Below are 25,730 nucleotides of genomic sequence, written 5' to 3'. Positions count from 1 at the left end.
TCATCTTTTTGGCCGGGTAATTCCCTAACGAAATTGATCTAATGCTTCGCGAAACAAATTCGGGTTACAGCGTTTTTCCAGTAAGCTGTTCAGGAGTTCAAGCAACTCGTGCTCATTGCTCAGGTTGTACTTATGCATAACAGCATACTTATGGGCATAGACCGTCTTTGGCGTGAGCATCATCTCCCTGGCTATGTTTTTGACGGATTCCCCCTTGTAAATCCCGGCCATTATATTTAATTCGCGCTGTGATAACGTTTTATGCTTACAGCTTTCGCAGGCTTTTGAAAAGAAAGGGAGAGCGGAAGCACTGTATGCACCCCATGCCTGACGGAATACCCTTTTCAACAGATAGAGTGGCGCTGAGCGTGACACAAAGAAAGTCTGCTGAATGCAGAACGGTAAAAACGATGATGACGGTTCTTCCGCTTCTATAATACCAATGATGGCGCATTTAGGCGCACACTTTAATTCTGGGAAACAGGTATAATGCTCACCTTTGCTGAACGCATAAACGATTATTTCCGCCCGAGCAATATTCTCCACCTCATAGCCTTTGAGAAAATTGACGTTTTTTGCATATTCATTGTTAAAAAAATCTTCAACAAATGACCTGAGGCTATGGTGATATAAAAAGTCATCTTCTTTAATTAAAACATTTATCATTTATTAGACCGAGACATAATCAATATTCAACCTTTTTTCAGGCCAAAGAAATCCCTGCATTAAATTGCACCCTGAACCCTGAGCCAAAGCAAAGAGCTCGTTATCTTCGATGCCTTCAATAAGTACTTGCTCTACCATTACTGAGCAGTAAGCTATCATTGATTGTAAGACCCAGGGGGTACATCTATTTTCCCATAAGCTTTTTTTATCTACTTTAACGCCATCAAATACGCTAATACGTTCACCCAGCAGCGCTAAATGCTCGCTTTTAACATCATCTAACCATATCTTTGCACCTGTTTTTTTTATCTTCTGATGCAATGTATTAAAACTGTCTCGCTCTTCATTTGTTAGCAAAATGAAATTGCATGGATCTTGCACCTCAATAACGATACCAGAACGCAGGCTGGGCAATATTTCACTGACCAATTCGGATTGGCATAATAACCTTGCGGGGACGTTAATAAAATAGTCACCGGCCTCTTCACACAGAGAAATTATACGCAACTGCCAGCGCAGCAAACGAGAGCTTGCATTTAAAGACATCTTTTCAAAAAACGTTTCGCAGTCAATTCCCTGACGTAAGGTACTTAGCATCTCCCATGCCTTTATCTTGTTTTCCTGTGAAGAATAGATAGGCTGGAACCGAACACCACATATAGCATGCCCAAGCAAGGAATTAATCAACATGGAGGTCTCAAACTTATTATTTTGAAAAAGATATTTCAGCCGTTATTGATAGGTAAAATCAACGTTCATTACTGACTGGAACGTTCCGGCAGTGGAATTTCCCTGCGGCGTAAACATTCTCGCTGACAGCGGGAATGTCGAACTGCGCGTGCTGCTGTCGACATTCACCTGCATTGTGCTGTTCACGCTATATGTTGTCGCATGATCCCTGCTGGCAATACGTAATGCCACATTGTTGCTGGTCCCGCTGTTTTTCCACGCCGTGGGATCTTGCGTATCGGCATTACCGGTAAATTTGGCCGTTACGCTGCTGGTGCCAGCTGGGCAACTTTGCACCAGCAGATCAAAATCAGACCAGACGCCCCCATCACCGGCATTAATGAGATTCTGCTTTGTATCTTCCCCCAGATTGACCACTTTCGAAACGGTGCCCGTGTCAACGACACACGGGCTGGCAATAACCTGGCCTGTAACGTTGATATTGGTATCAGCGCAGGTAATTAACGGGGCTGAACTCAAGAGGAAGGCAGATAAAAAGAGTTTAGTATTCATATAATTTTACTTTCACTGATAACTCATTGTAACAATTATAACCGAATTAATCGTACCAGGTGTCGTATTGCCATAAAGAGAATATGCGCCAGCTTTAAGTGCCATCGATGCTGTACGGTCGCTCTGCACTGGTAAAAATACTGTAGAACCAGGACCTAAAGAATCACCCGTCACGCCATTATACAAAACAACATAAACATTCCCTGCCGTACCTGAATTCTCATAAAGATTAGGCGCATCATGTGATGCAGAACCCCCTATATCAGCTCGGACAGTACTGGTGCCTGTTGGGCAATTTGTGACTGTCAGTGTAAACGGTACCGCAGTAGATGATGAGTCAGGAGCTGCCAGTGCTGTTGCCTGAATATTACCTAAATCAACATTAAGGCTGCTTGCTCCTCCGTTGACAATACAGGGTGATGCCACGATATTACCTGTCACGTTAATATTTACCGTATCTGCTGAATAAGACAAAAACGGTATCATTGCTGACAAGCTCAGGACTAAACATTTAATATTCATATCTTCCCCCTTATTGATAGGTAATGTTCAACGTTGCTGTTGTGTTCGCTGTCCCAGGTAAAACAACAGATTTAGTCTGATAATAACGGGCCACGATTGGGAATGACGCCAACCCACCGCCAGATTGCTGCAGGAAAACGGTATTATTAAGATTAAGAGGTGTACCACCATATAATATTTGTACACCTACTCCCTGCGCTACCCCCGGGCCACCCTGACCCGATAACGCTAAAACGCTGGTATTGGCCACATCAGGGTTTTGCTGTCCACTCAAAGAAATGTTGATATTTGCGCCAGGATTGCAGGTTAAGCCGAGAGTCTGCGAAACCTGAGTATTAACTGGCGTTGTACCCACTGTTGAGCCAAAGCTTGTCGCAGGGATATTACCTATCGGAAAACTCAGCGATCCAGAAGAAAGACTACAGGCAAGTGTCGTAATGCTTCCGCCAGTGATGTTCCATGTCGCAATGAAAAATTGGTTTGAAATAGATACGTTAGCAATTTGACCGCTGCGTAGCGATCCGGATGCAGCAGGATCAGATGTCCTGACCAACTCAACTTTATACATATATGACGCGCTATAAGTACCAAGAGCAAATGCCATAGGAAAGTAGTGGTGGAACCCGCCGCCTGAATCATTTTCTGACACACGTATGCCGTACCCACTTACGCCTATATCATAAAGGTTATTTCCCAGAGAGGTACCGTTCATCGCTTCCTGATAGGTATTCGAGGAATCAGTACATGAGAAATTCACATTGTAAATACCCGACTGTGCAGCGACAACCGTTCCTGGCGCCACGTCCCGCTGCGCAGTAATTGTATTAAAATTTAAATTAAAGTTTTGCGTAGCGATATTGTTCGTACAGCCTGCAAAGCTTTCTACGGATATTAACGTCAAAAGCAACAGCAAAAAATATTTAAATGCATTCATTTTCTTTCCTATCGACAGACAGTACTGACAACCGCAATGTTATTTTTAACATCGGTAGGTTTTAACACGTATGAGGCTTTACACTGCTTATCACTACCCTCACCCCATTGCGCGATAAGGTCGACATTCTCGCCTAGGCCTGTGAGATAAACCTGTCCATTATCGCCGACAATAAAGCCGCTGTTTTTAATACCACCTACGCTGACAATCGCCCCAAATGGAACAGGCTTTCCGTTACCACGCAATAACGTAAATAATGCACGTTGACCGACGTTGGCAGTGTATTCAGCGCGAACAACAGCCCCACGCGTTGGCACAACGGTTCGGGTCGTGAGATCCAGTTCTACATCATCAGACATACTTTCTGGGTCGATTACGATATCGTTTTTACGGTAGACGTTGACGTTATTTACCGTGGTATATCCCCGATAGTCCGTTTTCGCGCCCGTTTGGTTTCGCACCGTCAGACCTTTCGCTCCCGGCACTTTTACCAGAACGTTCGTTTCGCCCAGCGGTTGCGATAACGTCACGCCGTCAGCATGCGCGATGACCCCGCCCTGGATACCGTAGTTCAGACGCTCACTGTTCTGGTCGTAGCTGTACCCTGCCGTCACCTCAGCATAGGTCCCCTTGTAATCACCGTTCACGTTGCCGCTGTATCCGACATTATCGCTGCCATACCCCTGTTGAACGTTCCAGTTCAGGGCATTGTTATCCAGCGCGGTGCCGTTGATGCCAACCGTATGGGTCGTTCCGCTATTTTTGCTGTTATTGACGCTGTAGTTTGCCCACGTCTGCGGCAGGAATTTATCCAGCGGCACGCTGATGTTAAATGCCACCATCCGGTCTTTGTCATAGCTCGTCGGGTTACCGTAGGTACCAGGCGTCCCGTTTCGCGTGGAGGTATACGTCAGGCCGTAGCTGATGCCGTTCCAGAAATTGTTATACCCCAGACTCCAGGACTCCATCGCTCGCCCGGAATTCCAGTAATCTTCACGAACAGCGCTCACCATGATCGAGCCTAATGAACCGCCCAGAGACTGGTTCATCGTCAGCTCCATACGGTTACGACGTCTGTTTTGCATCACACCGTTATCGCCATATGAATCAAGCACTTCCTGCATACCGTAAAAGCCTTTGGTCGAATAGCGGTAGCCTGCAATAGCAAAGTTAGTGCCGGTTTCGACAAAGTTCTTACTGTAGCGTGCTCGCCAGGACTGGCCGCTATCACTCGGCAGATTTTGTGGAGTGGACCATGCCTGAATGACGTCGACAGAAACTGCGCCGAGATCTCCCATGTTCTTACCCATACCGGCAGCGACCGACTGGTAGTGGCTGGACGTTTGACCACCGCCGTATGCCGTTAAGCCATACGGTAAGCCATAGATGCCCGTAATTTGCGCAAACGGCGTCTTATCTACACTACTGTTGTAGGAACGATATTGCCCACCCGTGACGGCGTACTTAAATCGCCCTTCTCGCTGCAGTACAGGCAATGACGCAAAGGGAACGGTGAATTGTTGAATGCTACCGTCAGCCTCTTTTATCGTGACCTGCAGATCGCCGGCTCCCCCTGTCGGATACATATCCGTGATCTCGAAGGCACCAGGCGCAACGTAGGTCTGGTAAATCTCATACCCATTCTGACGGACAATGACCTGCGCATTGGTACGCGCAATACCGCGGACGACGGGTGCGTACCCTTTGAGGGAGTCGGGTTGCATATCATCATCGGAGGCCAGCTGCGCACCGCGGAACGGCATGCTGTCGAAGACATCAGCGGGCGCAGTGCTATCGCCAAGGGTCATCTGCGCTTTTAGCGGAACGATCGCGCGCTGGGCGTAGGTATAAACGCTATCCCATTTGTCCTTGCCATCTTCATCCCGTGACCAGGTCGTGTAATTGCGCAGACGCCATGGCCCGATGTTGATTCCCGGACGCAAATTAGCGTACTGCGTGTTGCTGGTATCACTGCTCCCGTTGCGCGAGCGGTTGTTGGCGCCACTCAGGCTGTAGTTGAGCAGCGCAGCCGTGATACCGTCATCCCACTGTTCTGGTGGAACGTATCCACGCGCCTGACGAGAAATGGCCGCCTGCGGGATGCTGATGAGCAGACGCTGTGCGCCAAACTGGAATTCAGTGGATCCGGATGGTATCGCGTGCAGGTTCGCACAACGCTCGTTGTCCACCGCCAGCGCCGGGAATAGATCGGTTTTTACGCCCCACTCTTTAAGCTGCTCCACGGTCAGACAAGGTTCTAATTTCCCCTCATCATTGGGAGCACCAGAGGTTTTGAATTCGATATCACGCGTATCAACAAGTTCGTTATCCAGCATCACATCGACGTGATAGGTTCCCGGCGCCTGCGAGCCCGCTTCAAACGCAGCGAGATCGGCTTTACCTCCATTTTGCGGATTATCGAGTTCAACCAGGTCCGGGTTGAAGTAATCACGCGCCATGGCATTCTGCATTGAACCCGCGAGGGCAAATGCAATTAATAAAGCCAATCGCGCAGGTTTAAAATTATTATATTCCCTTACTATCATCATTCACGTCACCTTGGAAACGACATTCCAAAACCAATTATTTTCACAAGCTTGCGCTTTGCACGTCACTCACCGCCCCATAATCACTAATGACTTTATAATTAATAGAGGTTGAGTTAGCGCCAGCAGGCAGCGTGAAATTCATTGATTCCCCAGGAAGTACATACGAAACATTTTCAATTTTTTTACCGCCCAGACTGATTTCATTGAAGTTAATGACATAGCTGGTTGGGTTGGTAACCTGAAGTTGATTTCCATTCCGGCGCCAGGTTAACTGATGACTCAACTCCTGCGGCTGCTGAGACTTTAAGCCTGCCGGACGGTATATCAGCTTAATGCGCGTTTTAATCGCAATTTGCAGCGTATTATCTTTTTTGGGCGCTGACGGTATCGCTTTAATATTTAGCCAGTAGAGACTTTCTTTATCCTGTGGCAAATTGCCGGTCACCACGACACGCTCAATGTTCTGCTGTCCACCATCGAGACGATACAGTGGAGGGGTAATAATAAAAGGAGCTTTCTCAGCGCCACCATTTAATGTCTCAACCCATGACTGAATAAGGTACGGCGTCTTATCCGGGTTGTTAACATCAATGGAAGCTTCTTTTTTATTGCCATCATAGACGACACGCGTTCCGCCAATAATAACACCCGCATTGGCGGCGGACACGCTTGCTGAAATCACTGCGCAGGCAATTAAAGTTTTGCTAAGAAAATTCATTTTACACCTCGATAAAAAAGGGCCGTATACCGGCCCTCATATTTTTCCGGTCAGGAAGATTACTGGTAGCTAACGGAGAAGTTAGCTACACCGTTTGCTGGACCTACGCCAACAGTTGCAGACGTTGCTTCGTACTGAGCAAAGAAGTCCAGCGTGTTTGGTACAGTTTCAGCCAGGCTGTATACGTGGCTGTTAACACCCGCCAGCGGCAGATCCTGGCTATCAGCCGTCATCAGGTTAATAGCAACACCCGTTGCGCCACCGGTTACAGCCAGCAGGTTAGAGTTTGCTGGATCTGCAGAACCGTCAAACTTGATGGTTGCACCAGTTACGGTTGCCGGGCAGTTGGTCAGAACGATTGAGAATTTAGTCGCAGCGGTTTTATCGCCAGCAGCGGTAAATTCAGATTTGCTGTAACGGCCCAGATCAACGGTCTGGTTTACAGAACCCGCATCAACGGTGCACGCTGCATCGATGATTTCGCCGGTAAAATTAACGGTACCAGCAGAAGCGAATGCATTAGACATGGTCAGAGCAGCAGTCGCAGCGAAAGCAGCAGCAATAATCGTCTTTTTCATGATTTATATCCTTAGTAACTTTATTTATAACTATCATTTCGGCAACATCATCCCTATGGTTTATTCGACCATTTATATGTGCCGGTTTTAAAAGTGCCGTAAGCATAACGTTGAACCCTCTCCCTTTAAATAACAGACAACGTCTGCAAACAAGACAGGAGCTTCAATGCTGTTCACTGGCTGAAACGAAATTTATTAAAATGTCCGATAAAAGACAATTTAATTTTCAGTCCAACTGTAGACCTTAACCCTATAAAGAAAACATTAACCTTTTAATAACTTCACATACAGAATCAAAGCCCAAGAAAATTCTTACATTCAAATAAAAAACCAGTCCAAACATAGACCAGTCACTCGCTAATAAATAAATCAAGCACTTATAATAACTATTACTTTAACGGTCTACATTTAGACCGGTAGGGTATATTTCCCTGGTGCTCAACGTTTTAGATAATGCGGCTATGTGCGCATGCTCAACTGCACCGGTTAAAACAGAGGTTAACTATGAATACCAGGCTAGAGACGTTATCCCCTCAGGCGCGGATCTCCGCCTTAGCGACAAAACCTTTCTCCGCAATTGAATTACTCATTAATCACATGGTGCCATTCTCAGAGCGGATGGTAATCGAGAAAGGTGAGGTTATGCACTATTATCGCGACGAAGCACGCTATTGCTTTTTATTGTTAAGCGGCAGCGTTGCCCTGCACCGTCGAGGGGATGGCATCATTCTCAACTCTGAGTCGGCTCCCTTTGTTCTGGGCGTCAGTAACCAGCATACCAACGGCCATATGTACGTCAGGGCGTTAGAAACATCTGAGATTGGTATGCTGGCGCTCGCCAGCTTCAATCAGATCATTGCGAATGACAATTTGTGGGAACACTTCGCCAGGCTGCTAATGTATTCGGCTTCCCGGGTATACGAGCATTGCGCGATGATTTCGCAGCTGTCCGCGTACGATATTATCTGCACTCAGCTCGTGGAGCTTATGCAGGAACCCGAGTCCATTCGGGAACATACTACTGCGGCAAATTACATTAAGAGCCGTACATGGCTTTCACGTAGCGGCATCATGCGGATCCTCTCCGAACTCAGAACAGGCGGATACATTACGATGCAGCGTGGGGTTCTACAGGAGATAAATCATTTACCGTTAAAGTATTGATAACACCTTGCTGAGTTAGAGCCTGAAAGCCCTGTCGGCGCTATAATGTTTCGATAATACAATGAAACAGTAAGGTCGTTATCTATGCCAGATTTTGAGGACATCGCAGATGATCGTTATCGCTCATCACCTTTCGCGAGTGAACTAATTGCACATCTGCGTCCCTTTGCTGTCTTTCATACGACAGTCGTCGGAGAACGTTTAGAGCATACAATTCATGGTGAGGCCATGTGCTACCTCATACTGGAGGGAAGCGTGGCCTCCTACCGCCGGGATGATGAGACCCTGTTGTTCACCGTGCAGGCCCCCGCTTTGTTTGGGATAGGCAATGTGACGGACGTCTTTTTTGATGAGTATTGTAAAGTCATTACACCAGGGCTGACGGGTGTTATCCCGGTAGAAAAAGCGCGGGAAGTTGTGGAAACCCACAATCTCTGGAACATTCTATCTCAACATATTATGCATGTTACCAATCGCCTCTATAAAAACATGCTTCATCGAATTGCGCCCTCTGCCTATGAGATTATTCGTGGACAGTTAATCGATTTGATGCGCGAAGAAGACACTTTTCGCAAATCGATAACCGCTGAACGCTATATCCGCGATAAAACCCACCTCTCCCGCAGCGGCGTGATGCGCATTCTGGCGGATTTGAAAACCGGCGGATTTATCGAAATGGAAGAAGGCAGGCTTATCAAAATCAACAAGCTCCCCGCTAAATACTGAATCTCAGGCACAAAAAAGGCCGCAGTTGCGGCCTTTTCAACATTACTCTCTCAATGGACGTGAACGCCCAACCGCCAGGCAAAGTAGATCTCTTCTTTCAGCTCATTCGAAGAGAGCGCCAGCAAATCTGTAAATTCCAGCTCAAGCTGTTTCAGCTTTTTCAGGTACTGCGCCGGGGACAGATTGCTCTTATCGCGACGTAAATATTCAATTGCCAGCTGTGTTGGGGTTATTTCAGTATCCATGATGTCCTCGCTTATGTACAAAACCTGACCAGTATATCACAACCCGCTGGCTAGTTTTTGACCAAAGGCAAAACATCTGAAAACTTTACACGACCGCTGTCGTCAACCTTGAAGAGCAGCACAGGCGATCCTGCTCGTCGAGAATGTCAATCTGCCACACCTGGTGGCGACTACCGGCGTGCAGCGCGCGGCACACGCCGCGCACGCGCCCGCTGCGTACCGAGCGGATATGATTAGCATTCACCTCGAGTCCGACCACCTTCTGCTCCCCTTCGGTACAGAGATATCCCGCCACCGAGCCCAGGGTTTCGGCCAGCACGACGGACGCCCCGCCGTGCAATAAACCAAACGGCTGGTGGGTGCGATGATCGACAGGCATGGTGGCCTCAATGTCATCGTCGCCAATGCGGGTGAACTGGATATCCAGCAGCCCCACCATATTCCCCTCGCCCATGGCGTTCAGCGCCTGCAGCGTCACGGCACGTTTCCAGATCATCCAATTATCTCCAGTAAAGCCTGCAATGGGTGGCGTACGCCGTTACCCTCTACCCGTTTCACCTGGCTGCGGCAGGAGTATCCCGTCGCCAGACAGCGGTTTCGCGGCAAGCGCTGCATCGCCTGATGCCAGGACAGCTCATAAATGCCGAGCGAGTTGGCGTGGTTTTTCACTTCGTGTCCGTACGTGCCGGCCATGCCGCAGCAGCCCACGCTGACGCTCTCCAGCTTCGCGCCGAAGCGGGCAAAGACGGACGCCCACTGCGCGGGGGCACCAGGCAGCGCGGTGACTTCCGTGCAGTGTCCGAACAGATACCACGGCTCACCGCTGACGTCCTGAGCCGCTTTGTCTTCCAGGGCCGTCGGCAGCCACTCGTGCACCAGCATGACGTGGAAATCACCGCGCTTATCGCCCAGCGTCTGCCTGTATTCATCGCGGTAGCACAGCACCAGCGCCGGGTCGACGCCGACCATCGGTATCCCGAGTTGCGCCACGCGGTTTAAGAAGTCAGATGTTTTCTGCGCGGTCTTCGCAAAGCGCGTCAGGAAGCCTTTAATGTGCTGCGCCTTGCCGTTGGGCGAGAACGGCAGCACAACCGGCTGATAGCCCAGCTTTTCCGACAGGCGGATGAAGTCCGCAACCACCTGGGCATCGTAGTAGCTGGTAAACGGATCCTGCACCACCAGCACCACCTTCGCTTTTTGCTCGGGCGTGAGCGCCTCCAGCTGCTCCAGGGTCATGTTCGCCGAACGATGCCCGACGAGCTGGCGCTGCAGAGACGGCACCGACAGCAGCGGCAGATCGACCATGCCGATATGCTTTTCGGAAAGCTTGCGCACCAGCGGCTGGTTGATAAAGAAGTTGAAGGTCTTCGGCGCGCGCGCCATCAGCGGCGCGTAGCTCTCTACCGTCGCCACCAGATGGTCGCGCACCGGGCGGAGGTAGCGCGTGTGGTAAAGCTGCAGGAAGCGCGAGCGGAATTCCGGGACGTCGATTTTAATCGGGCACTGGGTAGAGCAGGCTTTACAGGCCAGACAGCCGGACATCGCCTCTTTCACCTCATGGGAGAAATCATACTCGCCCTTGTTGGCATGCCAGCTGTTGCGGGTGCGCTCAATCAGCGAGCGCAGGCTGGCCCGTTTTTCCGGCAGCTCCTGCTCCAGCTTGAGGGGATCGACGCCACGGTCCGCCAGCAGCCGCAGCCACTCGCGCACCAGCGTCGCCCTCCCTTTCGGCGAATGAATGCGGTTGCTGGTGATTTTCATCGACGGGCACATCGGGCTTTTCACGTCAAAGTTAAAGCACAGGCCGTTGCCGTTGCACTCCATCGCGCCGCGCCAGGAGGAGCGCACCGCAATCGGGATCTGTCTGTCGTAGGTACCGCGCTTGACGGCATCCACCTGCAGCATGGGGGCATCCACGCCTTCTGGCGGGCAGATTTTACCCGGGTTAAGGCGGTTATGCGGGTCGAAAGCCGCTTTCACCTTGCGCAGCTCCGCATAGAGCTGTTCGCCGAAGAACGCCGGGCTGTATTCTGCGCGGAACCCTTTCCCGTGCTCGCCCCACAGCAGACCGCCGTATTTAGCGGTTAAGGCCACCACGTCGTCGGAGATCTGCTTCATCAGGATCTCCTGCTGCGGGTCGCACATATCCAGCGCCGGACGCACGTGCAGCACCCCGGCATCGACGTGGCCGAACATGCCGTAGCTCAGGCCGTGGCTGTCCAGCAGGGCGCGAAACTCGACGATATAATCCGCCAGATGCTCAGGCGGCACGCAGGTATCTTCGGCAAAAGGAATGGGCTTCGCGGCCCCTTTCGCATTGCCGAGCAGACCCACGGCTTTTTTACGCATCGCATAGATACGCTCAATCCCGGCCAGATCGTTACAGAGCTGCCAGCCGATCACGCCGCCTTCGCCCTGCGAAATCAGCTCATCCAGTCGCTGGCAGAGCGTGGTGACCTGACGCTCAATCAGCTCCGCGTCGTCGCCAGCAAATTCCACGATGTTAAGACCGAGCATCTCTTTGTCCGGCACGTCGGTAATGAGATCGCTGACGGAGTGCCAGACAATATCTTCCCGGGCCAGGTTGAGCACTTTGGAGTCGACCGTCTCAACCGACAGCGCTTTCGCCTCCACCATAAACGGCGCATTGCGCAGCGCGGAGTCGAAAGAGTCATATTTGACGTTCACCAGACGACGCACCTTCGGCAGGCGGGTGATATCCAGCCGCGCCTCGGTGATAAACGCCAGCGTCCCTTCGGAACCGGTGAGCACGCGGGTTAAATCGAACTGGGTCAGGTCGTCGTTAAAGACGTGGCGCAGGTCGTAGCCCGTTAAGAAGCGGTTCAGTTTGGGGAATTTGTCGAGAATAAGCTGGCGGTTGTCGCGGCAGCGCTCCAGCACGGTACGGTAGATGCGTCCGCTGGCGGTGTTATCTTTACCCAGCGTTTCCGCCAGTTCGACCGGCATCGGCTGCGTATCGAGAATATCGCCGCCCAGCAGAACGGCCCGCACGCCCAGCACATGATCGGAGGTTTTGCCGTAGACCAGCGAGCCCTGACCGGAGGCATCCGTGTTGATCATCCCGCCGAGGGTCGCGCGGTTACTGGTGGAAAGTTCCGGGGCAAAAAAGTAGCCGTAAGGCTTGAGGTACTGGTTAAGCTGATCTTTGATAACGCCCGCTTCGACCCGCACCCACCCCTCTTCCGGGTTGATCTCAATGATGCGGTTCATATAGCGCGACATATCAACAATGATGCCCTGGTTCAGCGCCTGACCGTTGGTCCCGGTGCCGCCGCCGCGCGGCGTAAAGACCAGCGAGGCGAAGCGCTCCTGCGTGGCCAGCCGGGCAATCAGCGCCACGTCGGCCGTAGAACGAGGGAAAACGACGGCATCGGGAAGAAGCTGGTAAATACTGTTATCGGTTGCCATCGTCAGCCTGTCGGCATAGTTCGTGGCGGTATCACCTGTAAAACCCTGTTGCTCCAGTGCCTGCAAAAAATTAAGCACCAGCTGAACGACGCCGGGTGCCTGGGAAATCTGTGGGATCATGACTGTCGACCCTAATTAGAGTAATGTGAAATCGTTTGCGTTGTGTCCGGAAAGTTTTATCACATTTTTTTCTTATGTGCTTCGTAGAATTACGGGCAAAATCCGCCTGTCAAAAACCGCTGAGATCATTAATGATTAAAGAGATGCGGTTTTCCGTTCCCGCCAGCCGCGCTGGCGTTCTTTTAAGGAAAGTTTCATTTATGGTCAATCTTCGCCAGCCCAGGGATGTTGCGCAAATTTTGCTGTCGGTGCTGTTCCTGGCCCTCATGATCATTGCGTGTCTGTGGATTGTTCAACCCTTTATTCTTGGCTTCGCCTGGGCCGCGACCGTTGTCGTTGCCACGTGGCCTCTGCTGCTGCGCTTGCAGAAGCTGCTGTTCGGCCGCCGCGGGTTAGCGGTGCTGGTCATGACGCTGCTGCTGTTCCTGCTGTTTATTATTCCCATTGCGCTGCTGGTAAACAGTCTCGTCGACTCCAGCGGCCCGGTGATCCGCGCCGTGACCAGCGGCGATCTCACGCTGCCGGATCTCGCCTGGCTGAACAGCATTCCGGTCGTGGGCGCCAAGCTCTACAGCGGCTGGCACAGCCTGCTGGAGATGGGCGGCAGCGCGCTGATGGCAAAAGTGCGCCCGTATATTGGCACCACCACCACCTGGTTTGTGGGTCAGGCGGCGCATATTGGCCGCTTTATGATGCACTGTACCCTGATGCTGCTCTTCAGCGCCCTGCTTTACTGGCGCGGTGAGCAGGTGGCTTTGGGCGTTCGTCACTTTGCCACCCGCCTGGCGGGCAAACGCGGTGACGCTGCGGTACTGCTGGCGGCGCAGGCCGTACGCGCGGTGGCGCTGGGCGTGGTGGTCACCGCGCTGGTGCAGGCGGTGCTGGGCGGTATTGGTCTGGCGATTTCCGGCGTACCGTATGCCACGATATTCACCGTTGTCATGCTGATGACCTGTCTTGCACAACTGGGGCCGCTGCTGGTGCTGGTGCCCTGCATTATCTGGCTCTACTGGACGGGAGATACCACGTGGGGAACGGTGCTGCTGGTCTGGAGCTGCGTGGTCGGCACCATGGATAACGTCATTCGCCCGATTCTCATCCGTATGGGCGCAGACCTGCCGCTGATCCTGATCCTCTCCGGGGTTATTGGCGGCTTGATTGCCTTCGGCATGATTGGCCTGTTTATCGGCCCGGTGCTGCTCGCCGTTACCTGGCGTCTGTTCTCCGCCTGGGTGCATGAAATTCCGCCGCCGGGAACCGACCCGGACGTGATTTTGAGCGAACTGGAAGAGCTGGAAGAGAAGAACACGCATTAAGTTTTTGCCGGGTGGCGCTAACGCTTACCCGGCCTACATTCCCCCACCCAATACTTTAACGCTGCTAAAGTATTTATTCGTTGCACACTGGTCAGACCCGCAATTTCTGCACTCAATCTGCTCATAACCTCAAGAAATCTTTATATCTCTTTAACTATTGAGACGAATCCGATCGACGCTAAAAGCGGACATGCATACTATTAGCACACGGTTATAAATCAACACCTTGATTTATAAGCATGGAAATCCCCTGAGTGAAACAACGAATTGCTGTGTGTAGTCTTTGCCCATCTCCCACGATGGGCTTTTTTTTATCCTGACTACGCGCGCGTAACCTCACAGGTACTGAGCATCCGCCACTCGGCAGGCAGCACCCGCGTTTCCCCGGTCACATTGACCGTCACCACCTGGCGGATATCCGCCGACGATGCGCCAACCTGCAGTTCAAACTCGCCCGGCTCAACGATGCGTTTCCCGTCGCGACGGGTGAAGTTGAACATCTCCACCGGCAGCGTAAAGCTGAGCGTGGCAGTTTCGCCCGGCGAGAGCGTGACGCGCTGGAAGGCCTTCAGCTCCTGGAGCGGCCGAACCTGGGTGGCGACCTTATCCCTGACGTAAACCTGCACCACCTCGCTGCCGCTGCGTTCCCCGGTATTGGTGATATCCACGCTCAGCGTCACCTCGCCGTCGACCGGCACGCTGCTTGCAGCGACGCGGGCAGCATTCCAGCGAAACGTCGTCCAGCCAAGGCCGAAGCCAAACGGATAACGTGAACCGAAGTGGAACGCAAACGGCGTGCCGCCGCTTTTGAGCTTGTGATTGTAGTAATACGGCATGGCCCCGGCGCTTTTCGGCACGCTCACCACCAGACGGCCCTGCGGCTCTGCCCGTCCCGTTAACACGTCCGCAATCGCCCAGCCCCCTTCCTGCCCCGGTGCCCACGCCACGATCAGCGCGGCCACCTTGTCCTCCAGGCCCTGAAGAGTGTAAGGACGCCCGCCGGTCATCACGACAATCACCGGTTTGCCCGTCGCCACCAGCGCCTCCAGCAGCTGCTGCTGCACGCCCGGCAGGTTCAGGGAATCGGTGTCGGAACCTTCCCCCACGGTACCGCTCTGGAACAGCCCGGCGAGATCGCCCACGCAGGCCACCACCACGTCACTCTCCTGCGCGGCATTGACCGCCTCGGGGATAAGGGCGGTGCTTTGCGACACGGGAGACTGCTGCATCGGCTTACCGCCGCTGTCGCCCGGGAAGACCGGCGCACCCGCCATCCGTTTTTCGATAATGTGGCACCCTTTCGCGTAGCGCACGTTCGATGCACCCAGGTACTGCTCCAGCGCCGCGCGCGGGGTCGTTACCTGCGAGGTCTCTTCAACCATATCGCTGATGATCAGATGTACCGGGAAGCTGTAGCCGCTGAGCAACGCCAGCGGATCGTCTGCCGTCGGCCCCACCACCGCCACGCGGGGCTTACCGCCGAGCGGTAAAATACCGTTGTTTTCCAGCAGCGTGACCGATTTTGTCGCCACCTCCCGCGCCACCTGGCGGGTCATCTCATTTTGCAGATCGATGCCGTTTTCATCGGCATACGGGTTCTCAAACAGGCCGAGACGGAATTTTTCAGTCAGCACACGGCCCACAATCTCATCCACTTTCGCCATAGAGATCAGCCCGCGCTCAACGGCGTCTGCCAGATGGCGTGCGCAGTCATCTTTCGGCAGCTCAACGTCCAGCCCGGCGTTGAAGGCCAGCGCGGCGGATTCGGCCGCATCGTGGGAAATGCCGTGATGCTGGTGCAGCAGGCTGACGCCGCCGTAGTCCGCCACAATAATGCCGTCGAAGCCCCACCGTTCGCGCAGGACGGTGGTCAGCAGGAAGCTATCGCTGTGCCCCGGCTGATTGTCGATATCGTGGTAGGCGGGCATGACCGAACCGGCGTTTGCCAGCTTCACCGCCATTTCAAACGGCAGCAGGAAGGTGTCGTTCAGTTCGCTAAAGCCCAGATGTACCGGCGCATGGTTGCGCGCCCCTTCGCTGAACGAGTGGCCCACGTAGTGCTTGAGCGTCGCCAGCAGGTCGCGCTTATCGCCCTGTAAGCCCTTCACGTAGGCGGTCGCCATCACGCCCACCAGCCAGGGATCTTCCCCGAAGGTCTCTTCGGTTCGCCCCCAGCGCACGTCGCGGGAAACGTCCAGCACCGGCGCCAGCCCCTGCTGGCAGCCGACGGATCGCGCCTCTTTGCCAATCTGCTCTGCCGCGCGCTGCACCAGCTCCGGATCCCAGCTCGAACCGTAGTTCAGCGACGACGGGAACAGCGTGGCGTCTTTGCACAGCAGCCCCACCAGGCACTCTTCATGGAACAGGGCCGGAATGCCGAGGCGCGTCTCCTCCATCATCATGCGCTGCAGGCGGTTAGCGGCGCGCACGCCGGTTTTCGCATCAACGATATGGGTGCCCAGCGGGCGCGTAAGTTGCCCGACGCCCAGCTTCAGCCGCTCGCTCAGCGCGGCCTGCTCGCTCACGCCAGCGAATTCGTCGCTCAGATCGCTGCGCTCGCGGTGGTTGCCGTTTTCATCGAGGATCAGCCAGTACGCATGCATCTGGGCGAACTTCTCTTCCGGGGTCATACGCGCCAGTAAATCGGCGACGCGCTCGTGCACGGGACGTCCCGCGTCCTTATAGATAGCTGTCATGTTTTACTCCTGTAGTGCGGAAGGGGTTGCCGGGCTGAGCGGCCCTGCTTCGGGTCTCACCTCACGCTTGCTGGCCAGCTCCCGGGCGATGGAATCCACCAGCCGACTGTTAAGCTTGTAGATTGAAAGCAGCGTGACCATGCAGAGGAACAGCGCGCAAGGGATAAGGGTGAACAGGGCGTTGATCGTAGAGAGCACGTGCGGCGCCTGGGCTGCCTGTCCCGGGGCGTAATCCACCATGCCAAGCACCCAGCCGACGACCGCCCCACCCAGCGCCAGCCCAAATTTGATGGCAAACAGCGCGGTAGAGAAAACCAGCCCGTCCAGGCGGCGGCCGCTGCGATGCTCTTCGTAATCGACCACATCGGAGAACATGGTCCACTGCAGCGGCGTGGTGAGGTTTTGCACAAAGCTAAAGACAATGTTGAGGCCAAAAATCAGCCACACCTGCGAAGGCGGCAGGAAGAAAATCAGCGCCCCGAAAATGACGAAGGAAATAATGGTCCACTGGTAGGCGCGCACGCGGTCAAATTTCCCCAGCAGCCGTTCAGATAATAGTGCGCCGCTTAAGGAGGCGACCATTCCGGAAACAATAAAGGCAAAAACCAGTTCCGGGCGCAACAGCACGTAGTTCACGTAATACATCGTGGCGGAACCGCGCGTTACCACCGCCGTTAACAGCAAAATATTAAACAAGAAAACAATGCGCCACTGGCTGTTTCCGGCCAGCAGTTTTAAATCGGTGAGCATCGAGCCGGAAGTATCACTGCGCGGAGAATAACGCTCGCGGGTCATCAGGAAGCAGCAGAAAAACAGCACAATGCCCAGCAGCCCCATCAGGCTCATGGCGTAGAAATAGCCTTTCTGCACGTTGCCCTGGCCTAACAGTGAGACCAGCGGCAGGGCAATCACCGTCACAATCAACCCGCCGATAAACGACAGGCCAAAGCGCCACGACTGCAGGGAGTGACGCTCGCGCGGATCCAGCGTCAGCGCACCGGGCATAGCGCAGTAAGGCACGTTAATCGCGGAGTAAATCAGGCTTAAGATCGCGTAGGTCAGGCAGGCATAAACGATTTTCGCCGTCGGCCCCACGTCCGGTACATAGAAGGTGATGAGGCAGCTTACGCCAAACGGAATGGCGAACCACAGCAGCCAGGGACGGAAACGGCCGTGGCGCGTTTGAGTGCGATCCACCAGCGCGCCAATGCACGGGTCGACAAACGCATCGACCACGCGCACCACTAAAAACATGGTGCCCATGATTGCGGCGGGCAGCCCAAAAACGTCCGTATAGAAATAGGCGAGAAATAACGTTGCCGTTTGCCAGACCAGCGCGCTGGCCATATCACCTAAGCCATAACCTATTTTATCTTTGGTACGCAATACAGAGGAGAGTGTCATTGTTATTTGCCTTTTTATCAGGTTAAAACGTATTTCAACCAGTTGCGCATCATCTGAAGGGAAATGCGCATGTAAGGCTCAAGTATTAGCAACGGTTTGCGCGCTAACAATTGTCTAAATTGACAGGCAAATTATGATATTTAGTTTTTTACTTTATTTGTGATGGGGAGCATATTCGGGCGGAAATAAAAAAGGCGAGGAATAATATCCTCGCCTTTTCGGGTCAGCGTGGCGTTACTTGTTCAGTTCCGCCAGGCTCAGCCAGGTTTGCACCACGGTGTCCGGGTTCAGGGACAGGCTATCAATCCCCTCTTCCATCAGCCATGCGGCAAAGTCTTCATGGTCGGATGGGCCCTGACCACAAATCCCGACGTATTTACCCTGCTTCTTCGCCGCGCGGATGGACAGGGAGAGCAGCGCTTTCACCGCCTCGTTACGCTCGTCGAACAGCTCAGAGACCACGCCGGAGTCACGGTCCAGACCCAGCGTCAGCTGCGTCATGTCGTTCGAGCCGATAGAGAAGCCGTCGAAGTGCTCGAGGAACTGCTCGGCCAGCAGGGCGTTGGACGGAATTTCACACATCATGATGATCTTCAGCCCGTTCTCGCCGCGCTTCAGACCCTGACGCGCCAGCTCGTCAACAACCGCTTTCGCCTGATCCACGGTACGCACAAACGGGATCATGATTTCGACGTTGGTCAGCCCCATGTCGTTGCGCACGCGCTTCACCGCCTCACACTCCAGCGCGAAGCAGTTGCGGAAGCTGTCGGACACGTAGCGTCCGGCCCCGCGGAAGCCCAGCATCGGGTTCTCTTCTTCCGGCTCGTAGCGCTCGCCGCCCACCAGGTTGGCGTATTCGTTTGACTTGAAGTCAGACAGGCGCACAATCACGCGTTTCGGATAGAAAGCGGCACCCAGCGTCGCGATCCCTTCGGTCAGACGGCCGACGTAGAACTCTTTCGGCGAGTCGTAGCCTTTCATCATCTCGCGGATTTCGTTCTGCAGCTTCGGCTCCTGGTCGTCAAACTCCAGCAGCGCACGCGGGTGAACGCCGATCATACGGTTGATGATAAATTCCAGACGCGCCAGGCCTACGCCTTCGTTCGGCAGGCAGGCGAAGTCGAACGCGCGGTCCGGGTTGCCGACGTTCATCATGATCTTCAGCGGCAGATCCGGCATGGTATCCACGCTGGAGCTCTTCACGCTGAAGTCGAGAATATCGGCATACACGTAGCCGGTATCACCTTCGGCACAGGAGACGGTCACGTTCTGCCCGTCCTTCATGCGCTCGGTGGCGTCACCGCAGCCGACAACCGCAGGAATCCCCAGCTCGCGGGCGATGATCGCCGCGTGACAGGTACGGCCGCCGCGGTTGGTGACGATAGCCGCCGCTTTCTTCATGATCGGTTCCCAGTCCGGGTCGGTCATGTCGGTCACCAGCACGTCGCCCGGCTCAATACGGTTCATCTCGCTGATGTCGTGGATCACCTTCACCGGACCGGCACCGATGCGGTGACCGATGGCACGGCCTTCCGCCACGATTTTGCCCTGGGCGTGCAGCGTGTAACGCTCCATTACCTGGCCGCGTGAGCGGACGGTTTCCGGGCGCGCCTGCACGATAAACAGCTTGCCGGTGTTCCCGTCTTTCGCCCATTCGATATCCATCGGACGGCCGTAGTGTTTTTCAATCTGCACCGCCTGCTTCGCCAGCTCCTGCACTTCGGCGTCGGTCAGGGAGAAGCGGTCGCGCTGCTCCTGCGGTACGTCTTCAATTTTAACCTGCTTGCCATGCTCCTGGGTCGGGGCATAGATCATGCGGATTTTTTTCGAGCCCATGGTGCGGCGCACCACCGCCGGACGGCCAGCGGCCAGCGTAGGCTTGTGAACGTAGAATTCGTCAGGGTTTACCGCACCCTGCACAACCATCTCACCCAGACCCCACGCGGAGGTGATGAACACCACCTGGTCGAAGCCGGATTCGGTATCAATGGAGAACATCACGCCGGATGAGCCCACGTCCGAGCGCACCATGCGCTGCACGCCAGCGGAGAGCGCCACGCCGCGATGGTCATAGCCCTGATGCACGCGATAGGAGATGGCGCGGTCGTTGAACAGGGAAGCAAACACGTGCTTCACCGCCACCAGCACCGCATCGTAACCCTGGACGTTCAGGAAGGTTTCCTGCTGCCCGGCAAACGAGGCGTCCGGCATGTCTTCTGCGGTGGCAGAGGAGCGCACGGCAAAGGAGGCCTGCGCATCGTCAGCGGAGAGCTGGTTGTACGCGTCGTGAATGGCTTTTTCCAGTTCCGGCTGGAAAGGTGTGTCGATGATCCACTGGCGGATCTGCGCCCCGGCTTTCGCAAGCTCGGTCACGTCATCAATATCCGTTTTATCCAGCAGGTCGTAAATGCGCTGGTTAACACCGCTCTGGTCTAAAAACAGGTTAAAGGCATCGGCGGTGGTGGCAAACCCGTTCGGTACGGAGACACCCATACCCGACAGGTTTGTAATCATTTCACCCAGGGAGGCATTTTTGCCCCCAACTCTGTCTACATCATTCATGCCGAGTTGGTTATACCAAAGCACCAGCGGTGACGAGCCATTGTTGGACATCGAAACAATCCTTTTGTGATATTTGATCGGAGTAAGAAACACCTGACTACGTATTTATACTGGCATAATTATTTCCGCTAAAAAAACGGTGAATCGTGTAAGCAATTTAAATTTTCAACTTTTCGGATACTTTCCCATCAACGATTAACCCGATGATTCCTCTATATTCAGCCAGAAACCCCAAAAATAAAGTCGCTATTTGAAAAATGAAATCCACTTTTCAGGAAAATCAAAAACAGCGTTTCATTCATAATTAGGATAAGTTCTTTGCTGTGTAAATTACTTTTTTAATTTATGCTTTCAGACAATTACGTCTGATATTCAGGGTGGATAAAATGGATAGTGCTGTCGATCGTCACGTTTTTTATATTTCTGATGGTACGGCGATCACCGCCGAGGTGCTGGGCCACGCGGTGATGTCGCAGTTTCCCGTATCGATCAACAGCATTACGCTGCCTTTTGTCGAAAATGAGAGCCGCGCCAAAGCGGTGAAGGACCAGATCGACGCCATTTACCAGCAGACCGGCGTCCGCCCGCTGGTGTTCTACTCCATTGTGATCCCCGAGATTCGCGCCATCATTCTGCAGAGTGAAGGCTTCTGCCAGGATATCGTGCAGGCGCTGGTGGCTCCGCTGCAAAGCGAGCTGAAGCTCGACCCAACGCCTATCGCCCACCGTACCCACGGGCTGAACCCCGGCAACCTGACCAAGTACGATGCCCGTATCGCCGCCATTGACTATACCCTCGCGCACGACGACGGCATCTCGCTGCGTAATCTCGACCAGGCGCAGGTGATCCTGCTTGGCGTGTCGCGCTGCGGCAAAACGCCGACCAGCCTCTACCTGGCGATGCAGTTCGGCATTCGCGCCGCCAACTACCCGTTCATCGCTGACGATATGGATAACCTGGTGCTGCCCGCCGCCCTGAAGCCGCTGCAGCACAAGCTGTTCGGGCTGACCATTAATCCGGAGCGCCTTGCCGCCATCCGCGAAGAGCGCCGCGAGAACAGCCGCTACGCCTCCATGCGCCAGTGCCGGATGGAGGTCTCCGAAGTGGAAGCCCTGTACCGCAAAAATCAGATCCCGTGGCTGAACAGCACCAACTACTCTGTGGAAGAAATTGCCACCAAAATTCTCGACATCATGGGGCTTAATCGCCGCATGTACTAATATGCTAGTACATTAGCTCAGATTCAGGTATCATCATCGGCAACCACGGGGCGGTGTCGCCCCGAACTTGAAATCAGCAGGGATTGGTTTAAGGTGATGCCCATCACTTCCCGGTAGTCTGCCGATGAAGCAAAAATTTTCTGAGACATTCCATGAATAAAACCGATGAACTCCGCACTGCGCGCATTGACAGCCTGGTCACGCCGGCTGAACTGGCCCAGCGGCATCCTGTTTCCGCTGCCGTTGCGGAACACGTGACAGCCTCCCGCCGCCGCATTGAAAAAATCCTCAATGGTGAAGACAAGCGTCTTCTGGTGGTGATTGGTCCCTGCTCCATCCACGATCTGGATGCCGCGATGGATTATGCAAAACGGCTTCAGAGCCTGCGGGATAAGTACCAGCACCGCCTTGAGATTGTGATGCGAACCTACTTTGAAAAACCGCGTACCGTGGTGGGCTGGAAAGGGCTGATTTCCGACCCTGACCTTAACGGCAGCTATCGCGTGAACCACGGCATCGAGCTGGCGCGGAAGCTGCTTTTGCAGGTCAACGAGCTGGGCGTGCCAACCGCCACCGAGTTCCTTGATATGGTGACCGGGCAGTTTATCGCCGATCTGATCAGCTGGGGCGCGATTGGCGCACGCACCACCGAGAGCCAAATCCACCGCGAGATGGCCTCCGCCCTCTCCTGTCCGGTCGGCTTTAAAAACGGGACCGACGGCAATACCCGTATTGCGGTTGATGCCATCCGCGCGGCCCGTGCCAGCCACATGTTCCTGTCGCCGGACAAGAGCGGTCACATGACTATCTACCAGACCAGCGGTAACCCGTACGGGCATATCATTATGCGCGGCGGGAAGAAGCCCAATTATCATGAACAAGATATTGCGGCGGCCTGTGAAACGCTGGCGGAATTCGACCTGCCGGAACATCTGGTGGTGGACTTCAGCCACGGCAACTGCCAGAAGCAGCATCGCCGCCAGCTGGACGTCTGCGATGAGATCTGCCAGCAGATCCGCAGCGGTTCAACCGCCGTTGCAGGGATTATGGCGGAGAGCTTTATCAAAGAAGGCACGCAGAAAATCGTTGCTGGCCAGCAGATGGTGTACGGCCAGTCGATCACCGACCCGTGCCTGAGCTGGGAAGACAGCGAGCTGCTGCTGGAGAAGCTGGCTGCAGCCGTGGACACGCGCTTTTAACTTCCTGCCGGGGGGCGGCTTCGCCTTACCCGGCCTACGATTCGTGCCGTTGTAGGCCCGGTAAGGCGAAGCCGCCACCGGGCTTTTAATTGCACAATATTGATCCTCTCACCCTTTTTTCACAAAAACGCTTGCCGTAAATTTGCAGTTTATTGATAATGATTATCATTGTTACATTGATTGTTATTTATAAACATTATGTCACGTACGGATAACAGCGCGGCAACGCCAGCAAAAACAGACACAGCACCAGCCCCTACCGAGCGTCGGATTGACAGCAAAACCCTGCTCGGCGATGCGGGGCGGGTCATTATCGAGCATGACGGCCAGCGCTATCTGCTGCGCCAGACCCATGCCGGAAAACTGATCCTCACAAAATAAACCAAAAACTTCGCCAGCCACCCAGGTGATCCCCAGGCAGCCAGCGCTTTCGATTCTTTATGGAGAGTTGCTATGCCACACCTGCCTTCCGCGTCTTTACGCCCGTCACTTCTGGCGCTGGCGATTGTCAGCACCCTGCCGGGCGTCGCGTTTGCTGCCGCAGATGAAATGACCGTCACCGCCACGGGCAACGCCCGCAGCGCCTTTGAAGCCCCCATGATGGTGAGCGTGATTGATGCCACCGCCCCGGAGAAACAAACCGCCAGCTCGGCGGCCGATCTGCTGCGTAACGTTCCCGGCCTGATGCTGGACGGCACCGGGCGCACCAACGGGCAGGATGTGAACCTGCGCGGCTACGATCGTCGCGGCGTGCTGGTGCTGGTTGACGGCGTGCGTCAGGGCACCGACACCGGCCACCTGAACAGCACGTTCCTCGATCCGGCGCTGATTAAACGTATCGAAGTGGTTCGCGGCCCGTCGGCCCTGCTGTACGGCAGCGGCGCGCTGGGCGGCGTGATTTCCTATGACACCGTCGATGCAAAAGACCTGCTGGAAACGGGTAAAAAAAGCGGCTACCGCGTGTTTGGGACGGGCGCGACGGGCGATCACAGTCTCGGCATAGGGGCCAGCGCCTACGGCCGCACCGACACACTAGACGGTCTGGTGGCCTGGTCCAGCCGGGATCGCGGTGATATTCGCCAGAGCGACGGAGCAACCGCCCCTAACGACGAATCCATCAATAACATGCTGGCGAAAGGCAGCTGGAAAATCGACCCGGCCCAGACCCTGAGCGGCACCCTGCGCTACTACAACAACGATGCGCAGGAACCAAAAAACCCGCAAACCACGGGGACGGACAGCAGTAACCCGATGACCGATCGCTCCACCATCCAGCGTGACGCGCAGGTGGGCTACCGCATCGCCCCGGAAGGTAACGACTGGCTGAATGCCGACGCGAAGGTCTACTGGTCCGAAGCGCGCATTAATGCCCAGAATATCGACAACAGCGGTGAGTTCCGCAAACAGACCACCAAAGGCGGCAAGGTGGAAAACCGCACCCGCCTGTTCAGCGACACTTTAGCAGCACATCTGCTGACCTACGGTGGGGAATACTACCGTCAGGAGCAGCATCCGGGCGGCGCGACCACCGGCTTCCCGGAGGCGAAAATCGACTTCAGCTCCGGCTGGCTGCAGGATGAGATCACCCTGCGCGATCTGCCGGTCACCCTGCTGGGCGGTACGCGCTATGACAACTACCGCGGCAGCAGCAATGGCTACGACGACGTGGATGCCGATAAATGGTCCTCCCGCGCCGGGTTGACCGTCAGCCCGACCGACTGGCTGATGCTGTTTGGCTCATACGCGCAGGCGTTCCGCGCGCCCACCATGGGCGAGATGTACAACGACGCCAAACACTTCTCTATTGGCCGCTTCTATACCAACTACTGGGTGCCAAACCCGAACCTGCGCCCGGAAACCAACGAAACGCAGGAGTTTGGGTTCGGTCTGCGCTTTGACGATCTGCTGCTTGCCAACGATGCGCTGGAGTTTAAAGCCAGCTATTTCGATACCAAAGCTAAAGACTATATCTCCACCACCGTCAATTTTGCCGCCGCGACCACCATGTCTTATAACGTTCCGAACGCCAAAATCTGGGGCTGGGACATGATGGCAAAATACTCTGCCGACCTCTTCAACCTCGACCTGGCCTATAACCGCACGCGCGGGAAAGACACCGATACGGGCGAGTACATCTCCAGCATCAACCCGGATACCGTCACCAGCAAGCTGGACATTCCGGTGGCGCAGAGCGGTTTTTCCGTCGGCTGGATTGGCACCTTTGTCGATCGCTCAACGCATATCAGCAGCAGCTACAGCAAGCAGCCGGGCTACGCGGTCAATGACTTCTACGTCAGCTATAAGGGTCAGGAGCAGCTCAAAGGCGTAACCACGACGCTGGTGCTCGGCAACGCCTTTGACAAAGAATACTGGTCACCTCAGGGCATTCCGCAGGACGGCCGTAACGGCAAGATTTTCGTAAGCTATCAGTGGTAATTCC

Annotated in this window: 21 protein-coding genes and 1 other RNA gene; 8 read left to right on the top strand and 14 right to left on the bottom strand. The window is 54.4% G+C overall.

The genetic code is table 11. The annotated features are described in order from the left end of the window. Positions 1–24: 24 nt before the first annotated feature. From ACEPLT_RS09205 to ACEPLT_RS09170, 8 genes are all read right to left on the bottom strand, one after another. Complete coding sequence (locus tag ACEPLT_RS09205) at positions 25–666, bottom strand: LuxR C-terminal-related transcriptional regulator (RefSeq protein WP_032651576.1); 642 nt, start codon at positions 664–666, stop codon at positions 25–27. A 3-nt stretch (positions 667–669) separates the two neighbouring features. Then, on the bottom strand, positions 670–1,263 hold the full coding sequence (locus tag ACEPLT_RS09200) for an EAL domain-containing protein (protein ID WP_032674609.1): 594 nt from the start codon (positions 1,261–1,263) through the stop codon (positions 670–672). Positions 1,264–1,398: 135 nt separating this feature from the next. Further along, positions 1,399–1,908 (bottom strand): fimbrial protein, encoded by a 510-nt coding sequence (locus ACEPLT_RS09195; protein WP_032674608.1) that lies wholly within the window; start codon positions 1,906–1,908, stop codon positions 1,399–1,401. Positions 1,909–1,920: 12 nt separating this feature from the next. After that, positions 1,921–2,430, bottom strand: coding sequence for a fimbrial protein (locus ACEPLT_RS09190; protein ID WP_032674607.1), 510 nt, complete (start codon positions 2,428–2,430; stop codon positions 1,921–1,923). Between the two features lie 10 nt (positions 2,431–2,440). Next, complete coding sequence (locus ACEPLT_RS09185; protein ID WP_032674606.1) at positions 2,441–3,364, bottom strand: fimbrial protein; 924 nt, start codon at positions 3,362–3,364, stop codon at positions 2,441–2,443. 8 nt (positions 3,365–3,372) lie between these two features. Continuing rightward, positions 3,373–5,913, bottom strand: coding sequence for a fimbria/pilus outer membrane usher protein (locus tag ACEPLT_RS09180; RefSeq protein ID WP_032674605.1), 2,541 nt, complete (start codon positions 5,911–5,913; stop codon positions 3,373–3,375). A gap of 40 nt (positions 5,914–5,953) precedes the next feature. After that, positions 5,954–6,631, bottom strand: coding sequence for a fimbrial biogenesis chaperone (locus ACEPLT_RS09175; RefSeq protein WP_447088369.1), 678 nt, complete (start codon positions 6,629–6,631; stop codon positions 5,954–5,956). A gap of 59 nt (positions 6,632–6,690) precedes the next feature. Next, entirely contained in the window at positions 6,691–7,209 is a 519-nt protein-coding gene (locus ACEPLT_RS09170) for a fimbrial protein (protein ID WP_032651563.1), read from the bottom strand. Positions 7,210–7,713: 504 nt separating this feature from the next. On the opposite strand from ACEPLT_RS09170, the gene ACEPLT_RS09165 reads away from it, so the two are divergent. Both ACEPLT_RS09165 and ACEPLT_RS09160 read left to right on the top strand, forming a co-directional pair. Next, positions 7,714–8,373, top strand: a complete 660-nt coding sequence (locus ACEPLT_RS09165; RefSeq protein ID WP_032651561.1) for a winged helix-turn-helix transcriptional regulator — start codon at positions 7,714–7,716, stop codon at positions 8,371–8,373. Between the two features lie 84 nt (positions 8,374–8,457). Beyond that, entirely contained in the window at positions 8,458–9,099 is a 642-nt protein-coding gene (locus ACEPLT_RS09160; protein WP_032674604.1) for a winged helix-turn-helix transcriptional regulator, read from the top strand. Between the two features lie 50 nt (positions 9,100–9,149). Here ACEPLT_RS09160 and ACEPLT_RS09155 read toward each other — a convergent pair whose 3' ends face one another. From ACEPLT_RS09155 to ydiJ, 3 genes are all read right to left on the bottom strand, one after another. After that, on the bottom strand, positions 9,150–9,344 hold the full coding sequence (locus tag ACEPLT_RS09155; protein ID WP_003857766.1) for a YdiH family protein: 195 nt from the start codon (positions 9,342–9,344) through the stop codon (positions 9,150–9,152). 85 nt (positions 9,345–9,429) lie between these two features. Then, positions 9,430–9,840, bottom strand: coding sequence for a 1,4-dihydroxy-2-naphthoyl-CoA hydrolase (gene menI / locus ACEPLT_RS09150; RefSeq protein WP_008500638.1), 411 nt, complete (start codon positions 9,838–9,840; stop codon positions 9,430–9,432). Continuing rightward, positions 9,837–12,893, bottom strand: a complete 3,057-nt coding sequence (gene ydiJ, locus ACEPLT_RS09145) for a D-2-hydroxyglutarate dehydrogenase YdiJ (RefSeq protein ID WP_032674603.1) — start codon at positions 12,891–12,893, stop codon at positions 9,837–9,839. The genes menI and ydiJ overlap by 4 nt, the downstream gene beginning before the upstream one ends. Positions 12,894–13,093: 200 nt before the next feature. Between ydiJ and ydiK the strand changes: the two genes are divergently transcribed. Continuing rightward, positions 13,094–14,209: an AI-2E family transporter YdiK gene (gene ydiK / locus ACEPLT_RS09140; protein ID WP_021241100.1), complete on the top strand. Its 1,116-nt coding sequence runs from the start codon at positions 13,094–13,096 to the stop codon at positions 14,207–14,209. Positions 14,210–14,416: 207 nt separating this feature from the next. Continuing rightward, positions 14,417–14,524: antisense sRNA RprA (rprA, locus tag ACEPLT_RS09135), an RNA gene on the top strand. Between the two features lie 5 nt (positions 14,525–14,529). Here rprA and ACEPLT_RS09130 read toward each other — a convergent pair. From ACEPLT_RS09130 to ppsA, 3 genes are all read right to left on the bottom strand, one after another. Further along, a complete protein-coding gene (locus tag ACEPLT_RS09130; protein ID WP_232928771.1) occupies positions 14,530–16,905 on the bottom strand; it encodes a glycoside hydrolase family 3 N-terminal domain-containing protein in 2,376 nt (791 codons plus the stop codon). Positions 16,906–16,908: 3 nt separating this feature from the next. Then, positions 16,909–18,309, bottom strand: coding sequence for an MFS transporter (locus ACEPLT_RS09125; RefSeq protein ID WP_032674601.1), 1,401 nt, complete (start codon positions 18,307–18,309; stop codon positions 16,909–16,911). Between the two features lie 234 nt (positions 18,310–18,543). Continuing rightward, positions 18,544–20,922: a phosphoenolpyruvate synthase gene (gene ppsA, locus ACEPLT_RS09120; protein WP_032674600.1), complete on the bottom strand. Its 2,379-nt coding sequence runs from the start codon at positions 20,920–20,922 to the stop codon at positions 18,544–18,546. A gap of 335 nt (positions 20,923–21,257) precedes the next feature. On the opposite strand from ppsA, the gene ppsR reads away from it, so the two are divergent. From ppsR to ACEPLT_RS09100, 4 genes are all read left to right on the top strand, one after another. Next, positions 21,258–22,091 carry a posphoenolpyruvate synthetase regulatory kinase/phosphorylase PpsR gene (gene ppsR / locus ACEPLT_RS09115; RefSeq protein WP_008500644.1) on the top strand — a complete coding sequence of 278 codons (834 nt, stop codon included), beginning with the start codon at positions 21,258–21,260 and terminating at the stop codon, positions 22,089–22,091. 152 nt (positions 22,092–22,243) lie between these two features. After that, entirely contained in the window at positions 22,244–23,290 is a 1,047-nt protein-coding gene (gene aroH, locus ACEPLT_RS09110; protein ID WP_232928770.1) for a 3-deoxy-7-phosphoheptulonate synthase AroH, read from the top strand. A gap of 198 nt (positions 23,291–23,488) precedes the next feature. Next, entirely contained in the window at positions 23,489–23,671 is a 183-nt protein-coding gene (gene hemP / locus ACEPLT_RS09105) for a hemin uptake protein HemP (protein WP_021241095.1), read from the top strand. Between the two features lie 72 nt (positions 23,672–23,743). Further along, positions 23,744–25,726, top strand: a complete 1,983-nt coding sequence (locus ACEPLT_RS09100; protein ID WP_232928433.1) for a TonB-dependent hemoglobin/transferrin/lactoferrin family receptor — start codon at positions 23,744–23,746, stop codon at positions 25,724–25,726. The last annotated feature ends 4 nt before the right edge of the window (positions 25,727–25,730 follow it).

The sequence above is a fragment of the Enterobacter sp. fkY84-1 genome (assembly GCF_052974705.1).
This window is presented reverse-complemented; position numbering and strand designations above follow the sequence as displayed.